Origin of the sequence: Pseudomonas plecoglossicida NBRC 103162 = DSM 15088 (assembly GCF_000730665.1) — a bacterium.
Classification (GTDB): domain Bacteria; phylum Pseudomonadota; class Gammaproteobacteria; order Pseudomonadales; family Pseudomonadaceae; genus Aquipseudomonas; species Aquipseudomonas plecoglossicida.
Window position 1 is genome coordinate 118,826 of record NZ_BBIV01000006.1, and the last position, 12,917, is coordinate 131,742.

General features: G+C 59.4%; 13 protein-coding genes. All 13 read left to right on the forward strand.

Annotated features, from left to right (window positions below):
- Positions 1-49 precede the first annotated feature (49 nt).
- The 13 genes from mnmE to atpD all read left to right on the forward strand — a co-directional run bounded on the left by mnmE (position 50) and on the right by atpD (position 12,893).
- Complete coding sequence (mnmE, locus tag PPL01S_RS04695) at positions 50-1,420, forward strand: tRNA uridine-5-carboxymethylaminomethyl(34) synthesis GTPase MnmE (protein ID WP_028625674.1); 1,371 nt, start codon at positions 50-52, stop codon at positions 1,418-1,420.
- Between the two features lie 441 nt (positions 1,421-1,861).
- Positions 1,862-3,754, forward strand: coding sequence for a tRNA uridine-5-carboxymethylaminomethyl(34) synthesis enzyme MnmG (gene mnmG, locus PPL01S_RS04700; protein ID WP_028625673.1), 1,893 nt, complete (start codon positions 1,862-1,864; stop codon positions 3,752-3,754).
- A complete protein-coding gene (rsmG, locus tag PPL01S_RS04705; protein WP_016394316.1) occupies positions 3,751-4,401 on the forward strand; it encodes a 16S rRNA (guanine(527)-N(7))-methyltransferase RsmG in 651 nt (216 codons plus the stop codon). The genes mnmG and rsmG overlap by 4 nt, the downstream gene beginning before the upstream one ends.
- Before the next feature lie 18 nt (positions 4,402-4,419).
- Positions 4,420-5,211, forward strand: a complete 792-nt coding sequence (locus PPL01S_RS04710; RefSeq protein ID WP_016394317.1) for a ParA family protein — start codon at positions 4,420-4,422, stop codon at positions 5,209-5,211.
- A gap of 9 nt (positions 5,212-5,220) precedes the next feature.
- The gene (locus PPL01S_RS04715) at positions 5,221-6,093 is read left to right on the forward strand and encodes a ParB/RepB/Spo0J family partition protein (protein WP_016394318.1); all 873 of its coding nucleotides are present in this window, start codon (positions 5,221-5,223) and stop codon (positions 6,091-6,093) included.
- 149 nt (positions 6,094-6,242) lie between these two features.
- Complete coding sequence (locus PPL01S_RS04720) at positions 6,243-6,650, forward strand: F0F1 ATP synthase subunit I (protein WP_008092225.1); 408 nt, start codon at positions 6,243-6,245, stop codon at positions 6,648-6,650.
- Positions 6,651-6,666: 16 nt separating this feature from the next.
- Positions 6,667-7,536, forward strand: a complete 870-nt coding sequence (gene atpB, locus PPL01S_RS04725; protein ID WP_016394319.1) for a F0F1 ATP synthase subunit A — start codon at positions 6,667-6,669, stop codon at positions 7,534-7,536.
- A 143-nt stretch (positions 7,537-7,679) separates the two neighbouring features.
- Complete coding sequence (gene atpE / locus PPL01S_RS04730; RefSeq protein ID WP_003097235.1) at positions 7,680-7,937, forward strand: F0F1 ATP synthase subunit C; 258 nt, start codon at positions 7,680-7,682, stop codon at positions 7,935-7,937.
- A 57-nt stretch (positions 7,938-7,994) separates the two neighbouring features.
- A complete protein-coding gene (locus tag PPL01S_RS04735; RefSeq protein ID WP_008092228.1) occupies positions 7,995-8,465 on the forward strand; it encodes a F0F1 ATP synthase subunit B in 471 nt (156 codons plus the stop codon).
- A gap of 12 nt (positions 8,466-8,477) precedes the next feature.
- Complete coding sequence (locus PPL01S_RS04740) at positions 8,478-9,014, forward strand: F0F1 ATP synthase subunit delta (protein WP_003253191.1); 537 nt, start codon at positions 8,478-8,480, stop codon at positions 9,012-9,014.
- A gap of 21 nt (positions 9,015-9,035) precedes the next feature.
- A complete protein-coding gene (gene atpA / locus PPL01S_RS04745) occupies positions 9,036-10,580 on the forward strand; it encodes a F0F1 ATP synthase subunit alpha (RefSeq protein ID WP_016394320.1) in 1,545 nt (514 codons plus the stop codon).
- A 48-nt stretch (positions 10,581-10,628) separates the two neighbouring features.
- Positions 10,629-11,489: a F0F1 ATP synthase subunit gamma gene (gene atpG / locus PPL01S_RS04750; RefSeq protein ID WP_016394321.1), complete on the forward strand. Its 861-nt coding sequence runs from the start codon at positions 10,629-10,631 to the stop codon at positions 11,487-11,489.
- A gap of 27 nt (positions 11,490-11,516) precedes the next feature.
- Positions 11,517-12,893 (forward strand): F0F1 ATP synthase subunit beta, encoded by a 1,377-nt coding sequence (gene atpD, locus PPL01S_RS04755; protein ID WP_016394322.1) that lies wholly within the window; start codon positions 11,517-11,519, stop codon positions 12,891-12,893.
- The last annotated feature ends 24 nt before the right edge of the window (positions 12,894-12,917 follow it).

A 12,917-nucleotide genomic window follows, 5' to 3' on the forward strand; every position in this document is an offset into this window, starting at 1 on the left:
TCGGGGGCGTTTTTGCTATCTGTCGTTTTTGTCGTAGAGGCTTTCGAGCATGAACACTGTGCGTGAAACCATCACCGCCATCGCTACCGCCCAGGGCCGCGGGGGCGTGGGCATTGTCCGTCTGTCCGGGCCACTGGCGGCCAAGGCCGGCCAACTCATCACCGGCCGTACCCTGACGCCACGCCACGCCCATTACGGGCCGTTTCGCGACGAGGACGGCCTGGTGCTGGATGAAGGCATTGCGTTGTTCTTCCCGGGCCCCAACTCCTTCACCGGCGAAGATGTGCTCGAACTGCAGGGGCATGGCGGGCCAGTGGTCCTGGACATGCTGCTGCAGCGCTGTGTACAAGTCGGCTGCCGCCTGGCTCGCCCTGGCGAATTCAGCGAGCGCGCTTTCCTCAACGACAAGCTCGACCTGGCCCAGGCCGAAGCCATCGCCGATCTGATCGAAGCCAGCTCCAGCCAGGCCGCGCGCAATGCCCTGCGTTCGCTGCAGGGCGAATTTTCCAAGCGTGTGCACAGCCTCACCGAAGCCTTGATCGCCTTGCGCATCTACGTCGAGGCGGCGATCGACTTCCCGGAAGAAGAGATCGACTTCCTCGCCGATGGCCATGTCTTGTCCATGCTCGATGCGGTCCGTGGCGAGTTGTCCACAGTGCAGCGCGAAGCCGGGCAGGGCGCCTTGCTGCGTGACGGCATGACCGTGGTGATTGCCGGCCGACCAAATGCCGGCAAATCGAGCTTGCTGAACACGCTGGCGGGGCGTGACGCAGCGATCGTTACCGATATCGCCGGTACCACCCGGGACATCCTGCGTGAACATATCCACATCGATGGCATGCCGCTGCACGTGGTCGATACCGCCGGCTTGCGGGATACCGACGACCATGTGGAAAAAATCGGGGTGGAACGCGCGCTGAAGGCGATCGGCGAGGCCGATCGCGTGCTCTTGGTTGTTGATTCCACGGCATCCGAAGCCGGCGATCCATTCGCCTTGTGGCCCGAGTTTCTCGACCAGCGGCCGGATCCGGCCAAGGTCACCCTGATACGCAACAAGGCCGACCTCAGCGGCGAGCAGGTCGGCTTGGAAGAGTGCGAGGACGGTCACGTGACCATCACCCTGAGCGCCAAGGGCGATGATGAGGGGCTGCAGCTGCTGCGTGATCATCTCAAGGCCTGCATGGGTTACGAGCAGACGGCCGAGAGTGGCTTCAGCGCACGCCGGCGTCACCTGGATGCCCTGCGCCAGGCCAGTGCTCACTTGGAACACGGTCACGCTCAACTGACGCTGGCTGGCGCTGGCGAGCTATTGGCCGAAGACCTGCGACAGGCACAGCAAGCCCTGGGTGAAATTACCGGTGCGTTCAGTTCTGACGACCTGTTGGGCAGGATTTTCTCGAGTTTCTGCATCGGCAAGTAATCCACATACCTGCGACACCAAAGGCCGTTCCTCAGGGAGCGGCTTTTTTTTGCCCGCAGGAGCCCTGTGGAAAACTCACCTTCAGCCCCGTTGATAAGCCGCCTTTTTTTCTGAGGACAAAACGGTCTGTGGGTAAACAGGCATTTAATCCACAGGCTAAAAGACGTTATCCAGAACCCTCAGGGCCACCCAACCACAGGGTTTAATTTTTCTCTACACCTCGTCAATAAAGGGATGCAGAACGTTATCCACAGATTGGCATGGGCATAAGAATAAACATAAAAACAAAGCTTTTATAAATTTCTCTTCTTTGATTTCTGTTGTCTGCCACTCATCCACAGCCTGGTTAAAATTTGCGCAAAAGGTTCCTTTAGAGGGGGTGAAGTCCCTATACTTGTCCGCTTACCTTCTCTATTCGCAAAAACAGGCACGAGGTGCGTGGTGGATTTCCCTTCCCGTTTTGAAGTGATCGTCATCGGCGGCGGCCATGCCGGTACCGAGGCTGCGCTTGCGTCTGCACGCATGGGTGTGAAAACCCTGCTGCTGACCCATAACGTGGAAACCCTCGGTCACATGAGCTGCAACCCGGCGATCGGTGGCATCGGCAAAAGCCATCTGGTCAAGGAGATCGATGCGCTCGGCGGTGCAATGGCACTGGCCACCGACAAGAGCGGCATCCAGTTCCGTATCCTGAACAACCGCAAAGGCCCGGCCGTACGCGCTACCCGGGCACAGGCGGACCGCGCCATCTACAAGGCGGTGGTGCGTGAAATCCTGGAAAACCAGCCGAACCTGTGGATATTCCAGCAGTCCTGCGATGACCTGATCGTCGAACAGGACCAGGTCAAGGGCGTGGTCACGCAGATGGGCCTGCGTTTCTTCGCCGAACAGGTGGTGCTGACGACCGGTACCTTCCTCGGCGGGCTTATCCACATTGGTCTGCAGAACCACTCCGGTGGCCGCGCCGGTGATCCACCCGCCATTGCCCTGGCCCACCGCATGCGTGAATTGCCGCTGCGCGTTGGCCGGCTGAAAACCGGTACGCCGCCGCGTATCGACGGGCGTTCCGTGGACTTCTCGGTAATGACCGAGCAGCCTGGCGACACGCCGATCCCGGTGATGTCGTTCATGGGCAACGCGCAGATGCACCCGCGCCAGGTCAGCTGCTGGATTACCCACACCAATGCGCGCACCCACGAGATCATCGCCTCGAACCTCGACCGTTCGCCGATGTACTCCGGTGTCATCGAAGGCGTAGGCCCGCGCTACTGTCCGTCGATCGAAGACAAGATCCATCGCTTCGCCGACAAGGAAAGCCACCAGGTGTTCATCGAGCCGGAAGGCCTGACCACCCATGAGCTCTATCCCAACGGTATTTCCACTTCGCTGCCGTTCGACGTGCAGCTGGAGCTGGTCCGCTCGATCCGCGGCATGGAAAATGCCCACATCGTGCGCCCGGGCTATGCCATCGAATACGACTACTTCGATCCGCGTGACCTGAAGTACAGCCTCGAGACCAAGGTCATCGGCGGCCTGTTCTTTGCCGGCCAGATCAACGGCACCACCGGTTACGAAGAAGCCGGCGCCCAGGGCTTGCTGGCCGGTACCAACGCCGCACTGCGTGCACAAGGCCGCGAGAGCTGGTGTCCACGCCGCGACGAGGCCTACATCGGTGTGCTGGTCGACGACCTGATCACCTTGGGTACCCAGGAGCCGTACCGCATGTTCACTTCGCGTGCCGAGTACCGGCTGATCCTGCGCGAAGACAACGCCGACCTGCGTCTGACCGAGAAAGGTCGTGAGCTTGGCCTGATCGATGACGAGCGCTGGGCCGCCTTCTGCACCAAGCGCGATGGCATCGAACGCGAGGAGCAGCGCCTGAAATCCACCTGGGTGCGCCCGAATACCCCGCAAGGCCAGGCCGTTGTGGATAGGTTCGGCACCCCGTTGAGCCACGAGTACAGCCTGCTCAACCTGCTGGCACGGCCGGAAATCGACTACGCCGGGCTGATCGAGGCGACCGGCGGTGACGTCATCGATCCACAGGTTGCCGAGCAGGTCGAGATCAAGACCAAGTACGCCGGCTACATCGACCGCCAGCAGGACGAGATCGCCCGACTGCGCGCCAGTGAAGACACTCGCCTGCCTGTGGATATCGACTACACCACGATTTCCGGCCTTTCGAAGGAAATTCAGGGCAAGCTGGGGCAGACCCGCCCGGAGACCCTGGGCCAGGCTTCGCGTATCCCGGGCGTCACGCCGGCGGCGATTTCACTGTTGCTGATTCATCTGAAAAAACGCGGCGCTGGCCGCGAATTGGAGCAAAGCGCTTGAGTTCCCTGGTCACCCCGCAACACGCAGAAGAGTTGTCCACAGGCGCGCGCCAGCTTGGCATCGAGTTGAGCGCGCAGCAGCACGAAGCGCTGCTGGGCTACCTGGCCCTGTTGATCAAATGGAACAAAGCCTACAACCTGACCGCCGTGCGCGATCCTGACGAAATGGTTTCCCGCCATCTGCTCGACAGCCTCAGCGTCATGCCGTTTATCCACAGCGACCGCGACAGCTGGCTCGATGTCGGCAGCGGCGGTGGCATGCCGGGCATTCCGTTGGCTATCCTGCATCCGCACAAACAGGTGACGGTGCTGGACGCCAATGGCAAAAAGACCCGCTTCCTGACCCAGGTGAAAATGGAACTGAAACTGGACAACCTCACGGTTATCCACAGCCGGGTCGAGGTCTTCCAGCCCGCGCAGCCGTTCAGCGGCATCATCTCCCGCGCTTTCAGCAGCATGGAGAACTTCACCAACTGGACCCGCCATCTGGGCGACACCGGGACGCAATGGCTTGCAATGAAGGGGCTGCATCCTGCCGATGAACTGGTAGCATTGCCCGCAGACTTCACAGTGGAAAGCGAGCAGGCCCTGACCGTTCCAGGTTGCCAGGGCCAGCGCCATCTGCTGATACTGCGCCGCAAGGCATGACTGGGAACACACGCAACAATGGCTAAGGTATTCGCAATCGCGAACCAGAAAGGTGGAGTGGGCAAGACCACCACCTGTATCAATCTTGCAGCATCGCTGGCCGCGACCAAGCGTCGTGTGCTGCTGATCGACCTCGATCCGCAGGGCAACGCCACCATGGGCAGCGGTGTGGACAAACATGAACTCGAGCATTCGGTCTACGACCTGCTGATCGGCGAATGCGACCTTGCCCAGGCCATGCACTACTCCGAGCACGGCGGCTTCCAGCTGCTGCCGGCCAACCGCGACCTGACCGCCGCGGAAGTCGTGCTGCTGGAAATGCAGGTCAAGGAGAGCCGCTTGCGCAATGCGCTGGCGCCGATCCGCGAGAACTACGACTACATCCTCATCGACTGTCCGCCGTCGTTGTCGATGCTGACGCTGAACGCCCTGGTCGCTTCCGATGGCGTGATCATCCCGATGCAGTGCGAGTACTACGCACTGGAGGGTCTCAGCGACCTTGTGGATAACATCAAGCGCATCGCCGCTCGTCTGAATCCTCAGCTGAAGATCGAAGGCCTGCTGCGGACCATGTACGACCCGCGCCTGAGCCTGAACAACGATGTTTCGGCACAGCTCAAGGAACACTTCGGCGAACAGCTTTACGACACGGTCATTCCGCGCAACATCCGCTTGGCCGAGGCCCCGAGCTTCGGCATGCCGGCGCTGGCCTACGACAAGCAATCGCGCGGCGCGCTCGCCTACCTGGCCCTGGCCGGGGAACTGGTACGCCGTCAACGCCGTCAATCACGCACTGCACAAACAACTTAAGGAATCCGCATGGCCGTTAAGAAACGGGGTCTCGGACGTGGGTTGGATGCACTGCTCAGTGGTCCTTCCGTCAGCGCGCTCGAAGAGCAGGCTGTCAAGATCGACCAGAAAGAACTGCAACACCTGCCAGTCGAGCTGATCCAGCGCGGCAAGTACCAGCCGCGCCGGGACATGGATCCCGAAGCGCTGGAAGAACTCGCGCACTCGATTCGCAACCATGGCGTGATGCAACCGATCGTGGTTCGCCCGATCGATGGCAACCGCTTCGAGATCATCGCCGGTGAGCGCCGCTGGCGCGCCACCCAGCAGGCCGGCCTGGACAGCATCCCGGCGATGGTCCGGGAAGTGCCGGACGAAGCTGCCATTGCCATGGCGCTGATCGAGAACATTCAGCGCGAGGACCTCAACCCGCTGGAAGAGGCCCTGGCGTTGCAACGCCTGCAGCAAGAGTTCGAACTGACCCAGCAACAGGTCGCGGATGCCGTGGGCAAGTCGCGGGTCACCGTGGCCAACTTGCTGCGCCTGATCTCGCTGCCCGAAGCCATCAAGACCATGCTCGCCCACGGCGATCTGGAAATGGGCCATGCGCGTGCATTGCTCGGCCTGGAGGAAGATCGACAGGAAGAGGGGGCGCGACATGTTGTCGCACGCGGCCTCACCGTGCGCCAAACCGAGGCACTGGTGCGCCAGTGGCTCAGCGGCAAACCTGATCCGGTCGAACCGAGCAAACCTGATCCGGATATCGAGCGCCTTGAACAGCGGCTTGCAGAGCGCCTGGGCTCGCCCGTGCAGATACGCCACGGCAACAAGGGAAAAGGCCAGTTGGTTATTCGTTACAACTCGCTTGACGAGTTGCAGGGCGTCCTTGCTCACATCCGCTGAAACAATTCCCGTTGTAGCGCGCAGTCGGAAATCACTACCGAAGAGTTGAATAGGGGTTAATCCACCCCTATACTCTGCGCGCATTTTGTCGGCACAAATTATGCCAAGTCATAACTGACTTGTTGGTCGACTTCCGAGGAGCAGTTGTGATGGAAATCCGCACGCCAAACCGCCTGCCTTTCCATCGCTGGGCGGTTTTTCCGGTACTGCTGGCTCAATTCGTCGTACTACTGCTGGCAACCTTGGTGTTGTGGCAGTGGAAAGGGGCGGTCAGTGGATATTCAGGCCTTTGCGGAGGTTTGATTGCCTGGCTGCCCAATGTGTATTTCGCCTGGAAGGCTTTTCGCTTCAGCGGGGCTCGGGCGGCACAAGCTATCGTCAAGTCGTTTTACGCGGGCGAGGCAGGCAAGATGATTTTGACGGCAGTGCTTTTTGCACTGACCTTCGCAGGAGTGAAGCCATTGGCGCCGTTGGCAGTATTCGGCGTCTTCGTGTTGACCCTTTTGGTCAGCTGGTTCGCGCCCCTGCTGATGAATAAAAGACTTTCGAGACCTTAGGGCGTTTGAGGCAACCATGGCAGCAGAAACCGCTTCGGGCTATATCCAGCACCACTTGCAGAACCTGACCTACGGTCAACTACCAGACGGCAGCTGGGGCTTCGCCCATTCGGCTGCAGAAGCCAAGGCAATGGGCTTCTGGGCGTTCCACCTGGACACCCTGGGTTGGTCCGTCGCGCTGGGTCTGATCTTCCTGTTCATCTTCCGCATGGCGGCCAAGAAGGCGACTTCCGGTCAGCCTGGTGGTCTGCAGAACTTCGTGGAAGTGATGGTGGACTTCGTCCACGGCAGCGTGAAGGACTCCTTCCACGGCCGTAGCCCGGTGATCGCACCGCTGGCGCTGACCATCTTCGTCTGGGTATTCCTGATGAACGCCATCGACCTGGTACCGGTCGACTGGATTCCTCAGCTGGCCATCCTGATCTCCGGTGATCCGCACATTCCGTTCCGCGCCGTGTCGACCACCGACCCGAACGCGACCCTGGCCATGGCCTTCTGCGTGTTCGCCCTGATCATCTTCTACAGCATCAAGGTCAAGGGCCTGGGCGGCTTCATCGGTGAGCTGACCCTGCACCCGTTCGGCAGCAAGAACATCTTCCTGCAGATCCTGCTGATTCCGGTCAACTTCCTGCTGGAATTCGTCACCCTGATCGCCAAGCCGATCTCGCTGGCACTGCGTCTGTTCGGCAACATGTACGCCGGCGAACTGGTGTTCATCCTGATCGCGGTGATGTTCGGCGCCGGCATCCTCTGGCTCAGCGGCCTGGGTGTGGTGCTGCAGTGGGCGTGGGCTGTGTTCCACATCCTGATCATCACCCTGCAAGCTTTCATCTTCATGATGCTTACCATCGTCTACCTGTCGATGGCTCACGAAGATAACCATTAAGACCGCCTGGCGTGTCTGATAGCCTTCCCCGCTCGTTTGGGGGGAGGGCTTAAAAAGTCCGCAAGGGCAGCTGTACCAAACGATTTGTTTTACCGCTTCAAACTAAAAACCTAACCAATACGACGTAAAAGTCGGGAGGAAAGATGGAAACTGTAGTTGGTCTGACCGCTATCGCTGTTGCTCTGCTGATCGGCCTGGGTGCTCTGGGTACCGCCATTGGTTTCGGCCTGCTGGGCGGCAAGTTCCTGGAAGGTGCTGCTCGTCAGCCTGAGATGGTTCCGATGCTGCAGGTCAAAATGTTCATCGTTGCCGGTCTGCTCGACGCCGTAACCATGATCGGTGTTGGTATCGCTCTGTTCTTCACCTTCGCGAACCCCTTCGTTGGTCAGATCGCCGGCTGATCACTCGTTCCCACGAGTTGATGGCTGTGATGAATTAAGACCGAGCGAGGTGTTGGCGTGAACATTAATGCAACCCTGATTGGCCAATCCGTTGCCTTCCTGATTTTTGTACTCTTCTGCATGAAGTACGTATGGCCTCCGGTCATCACTGCTCTGCACGAGCGTCAAAAGAAGATTGCCGACGGCTTGGACGCTGCCAACCGCGCAGCTCGCGACCTGGAGCTGGCCCAAGAGAAAGTGGGTCAGCAACTGCGTGAAGCTAAAGCACAGGCAGCCGAAATCATTGAGCAAAGCAAGAAACGCGCTGCTCAGCTTGTCGAGGAAGCCCGTGATCAGGCCCGCGTCGAAGCTGACCGTGTGAAGGCTCAGGCTCTGGCCGAGATCGAACAGGAACTGAACAGCGCCAAAGACGCCCTGCGTGCCCAAGTGGGTGCTCTGGCCGTTGGCGGTGCTGAAAAGATCCTTGGCGCCACAATCGATCAAAACGCGCATGCGGAGCTGGTTAACAAACTGGCCGCTGAAATTTAAGCGAGGGCGATCATGGCAGAACTGACCACGTTGGCCCGACCTTACGCTAAGGCTGCCTTTGAGCATGCCCAGGCCCATCAGCAACTGGCCAATTGGTCAGCCATGCTCGGCCTGGCTGCTGCGGTGTCGCAAGACGACACCATGCAGCGCCTGCTCAAGGCCCCGCGACTGACGAGCGCAGAAAAGGCCGCCACGTTCATTGACGTGTGCGGTGACAAGTTCAATGCACAGGCACAGAATTTCATTCATGTTGCCGCGGAAAACGATCGTCTCCTGCTTCTGCCGGAGATTGCCGCTCTGTTTGACCTGTACAAGGCCGAGCAAGAGAAATCCGTGGACGTGGAAGTCACCAGTGCCTTCGCGTTGAACCAAGAACAGCAAGACAAACTCGCCAAGGTTCTCAGTGCACGGCTAGGCCAGGAAGTTCGCCTGCACGCGTCGGAGGATGCCAGCCTGATTGGCGGCGTCGTCATCCGCGCTGGTGACCTGGTAATCGATGGCTCTGTTCGCGGCAAGATCGCGAAACTGGCCGAAGCATTGAAATCTTGAGTTTGAAGGGGCAGCAGAGCAATGCAGCAACTCAATCCTTCCGAAATTAGTGAAATCATCAAGGGCCGCATCGACAACCTCGATGTGAGCTCCCAAGCCCGTAACGAAGGTACCGTTGTTTCGGTATCCGACGGTATCGTGCGGATCCACGGTCTGGCCGACGTCATGTACGGCGAAATGATCGAGTTCCCTGGCGGCGTCTACGGCATGGCTCTGAACCTGGAGCAAGACTCCGTAGGTGCAGTGATCCTGGGTGCCTATGACACCCTCGCCGAAGGCATGAGCGCCAAGTGCACCGGCCGCATCCTGGAAGTTCCGGTTGGTAAGGAACTGCTGGGTCGCGTCGTTGACGCACTGGGCAACCCGATCGACGGCAAAGGTCCTCTGGGCAACACCCAGTCCGACGCGGTCGAGAAAGTAGCTCCAGGCGTGATCTGGCGTAAGTCGGTTGATCAGCCTGTACAGACTGGCTACAAGTCCGTCGACGCCATGATCCCTGTCGGCCGTGGCCAGCGCGAGCTGATCATCGGTGACCGTCAGATCGGCAAGACCGCCATGGCCATCGACGCCATCATCAACCAGAAAGACTCCGGTATTTTCTGTGTTTATGTTGCTGTCGGCCAGAAGCGCTCCACCGTTGCCAACATCGTTCGCAAGCTGGAAGAAAACGGCGCCCTGGCCAACACCATCGTGGTTGTTGCCAGTGCTTCGGAATCCGCCGCACTGCAGTTCCTGGCGCCTTACGCCGGCTGCACCATGGGCGAGTTCTTCCGTGACCGCGGTGAAGACGCCCTGATCGTTTACGATGACCTGTCCAAGCAGGCTGTTGCCTACCGTCAGATCTCCCTGCTGCTGCGCCGTCCACCAGGACGTGAAGCGTACCCAGGTGACGTGTTCTATCTCCACTCCCGTCTGCTGGAGCGTGCATCGCGCGTTTCCGAAGAGTACGTCGAGAAGTTCACCAACGGCGCAGTCACTGGCAAGACCGGTTCCCTGACCGCCCTGCCGATCATCGAAACCCAGGCTGGCGACGTTTCCGCGTTCGTTCCGACCAACGTGATTTCCATCACCGACGGTCAGATCTTCCTGGAATCGGCCATGTTCAACTCGGGCATCCGCCCTGCAGTGAACGCCGGTGTTTCGGTATCCCGCGTAGGTGGTGCCGCTCAGACCAAGATCATCAAGAAGCTGTCCGGTGGTATCCGTACCGCTCTGGCTCAGTACCGTGAACTGGCTGCATTCGCCCAGTTCGCTTCCGATCTGGACGAAGCGACCCGCAAGCAGCTGGAGCATGGTCAGCGCGTAACCGAGCTGATGAAGCAGAAGCAGTACGCGCCAATGTCCATCGCGGAAATGGCCCTGTCGCTGTACGCCGCTGAGCGTGGCTTCCTGACTGACGTAGAAGTCTCCAAGATCGGCAGCTTCGAGCAAGCACTGATCGCCTTCTTCAACCGTGATCACGCCGAACTGATGGCGAAGATCAACGTGAAGGGTGACTTCAACGACGAAATCGACGCTGGCCTGAAAGCCGGTATCGAGAAGTTCAAGGCCACCCAGACCTGGTAAGCCGCAGCGGGGGCCCTGGCCCCCGCTTGCTAACCTGATAGGTGATACATGGCAGGCGCAAAAGAGATTCGCAGTAAGATTGCGAGCATCAAAAGCACGCAAAAAATTACCAGCGCCATGGAGAAAGTGGCGGTCAGCAAGATGCGCAGGGCACAACTGCGCATGGCTGCTAGCCGTCCTTACGCGGAGCGTATCCGCCAGGTGATCGGTCATCTGGCCAACGCCAACCCGGAATACCGCCACCCGTTCATGATCGAGCGCCCTGTAAAGCGCGCCGGTTATATCGTGGTGAGCAGTGACCGTGGTCTGTGCGGTGGCTTGAACACCAACCTGTTCAAGGCCCTGGTCAAGGACATGAACGCAAACCGCGAACAGGGCGTGGAAATCGACCTGTGCGTGATCGGCAGCAAGGGTGCGACTTTCTTCCGCATCTTTGGCGGTAACGTCGTAGCCGCGATCAGCCACCTGGGCGAAGAGCCATCGATCAACGATCTGATCGGCTCCGTCAAAGTGATGCTGGACGCCTACCTGGACGGCCGTATCGATCGCCTTTCGGTGGTTTCGAACAAGTTCATCAACACCATGACCCAAAAACCGACGGTCGAGCAATTGGTACCGTTGGTGGCAACCCCGGATCAGGATCTCAAGCATCACTGGGACTACCTGTACGAACCCGACGCAAAAGAGCTGCTGGACGGCTTGATGGTGCGTTACGTGGAGTCGCAGGTGTACCAGGCGGTGGTCGAGAACAACGCTGCTGAACAAGCGGCCCGGATGATCGCCATGAAGAACGCCACAGACAACGCCGGTGATTTGATCAAAGAGCTGCAACTGATCTACAACAAGGCGCGTCAGGCTGCGATCACCCAGGAGATCTCGGAAATCGTCGGCGGCGCTGCCGCGGTTTAACGGTTCAAAAATTCAGAGGATCCAGCTATGAGTAGCGGACGTATCGTTCAAATCATCGGCGCCGTCATCGACGTGGAATTCCCACGTGACGTCGTGCCGAGTGTATACAACGCGCTGAAAGTACAAGGCGCGGAAACCACCCTCGAAGTTCAGCAGCAGCTGGGCGACGGCGTGGTTCGTACCATTGCGATGGGCTCCACCGAAGGCCTGAAGCGCGGTCTGGATGTCGTCGACACCGGCGCTGCCATTTCCGTTCCTGTTGGTAAGGCCACTCTGGGCCGTATCATGGACGTTCTGGGCAACCCGATCGACGAAGCCGGCCCGATCGGCGAAGAAGAGCGTCGCGGTATCCACCAGCCAGCGCCTTCGTTCGCTGACCAGGCAGGCGGCAACGACCTGCTGGAAACCGGCATCAAGGTTATCGACCTGGTTTGCCCGTTCGCCAAGGGTGGTAAGGTTGGTCTGTTCGGTGGTGCCGGTGTCGGCAAGACCGTAAACATGATGGAACTGATCCGTAACATCGCCATGGAACACAGCGGTTACTCCGTGTTCGCTGGTGTGGGTGAGCGTACTCGTGAGGGTAACGACTTCTACCACGAGATGAAGGACTCCAACGTTCTCGACAAGGTAGCGCTGGTCTACGGTCAGATGAACGAGCCACCAGGAAACCGTCTGCGCGTAGCGCTGACCGGCCTGACCATGGCTGAGAAGTTCCGTGACGAAGGTAACGACGTTCTGCTGTTCGTCGACAACATCTATCGTTACACCCTGGCCGGTACCGAAGTATCCGCGCTGCTGGGCCGTATGCCTTCGGCAGTAGGTTACCAGCCGACCCTGGCTGAAGAGATGGGCGTTCTGCAAGAGCGCATCACCTCCACCAAGGAAGGTTCGATCACCTCCGTCCAGGCCGTATACGTACCTGCGGACGACTTGACCGACCCGTCGCCAGCGACCACCTTCGCCCACCTGGACGCCACCGTCGTTCTGTCCCGTGACATCGCCTCCCTGGGTATCTACCCAGCGGTCGACCCACTGGACTCGACTTCCCGTCAGCTGGACCCGAACGTGATCGGCAACGAACACTACGACACCGCTCGTGGCGTTCAGTATGTTCTGCAGCGCTATAAAGAGCTGAAGGACATCATCGCGATCCTGGGTATGGACGAACTGTCCGAAGCCGACAAGCAACTGGTAGCCCGCGCTCGTAAGATCCAGCGCTTCCTGTCGCAGCCGTTCTTCGTGGCCGAAGTCTTCACCGGTTCGCCAGGCAAGTACGTGTCCCTCAAAGACACCATCGCTGGCTTCAGCGGCATCCTCAAAGGTGACTACGACCACCTGCCAGAACAAGCGTTCTACATGGTCGGCAGCATCGACGAAGCGATCGAGAAAGCCAAGAAACTGTAATTCCTGCGCCCCGCAAGGGGCGCT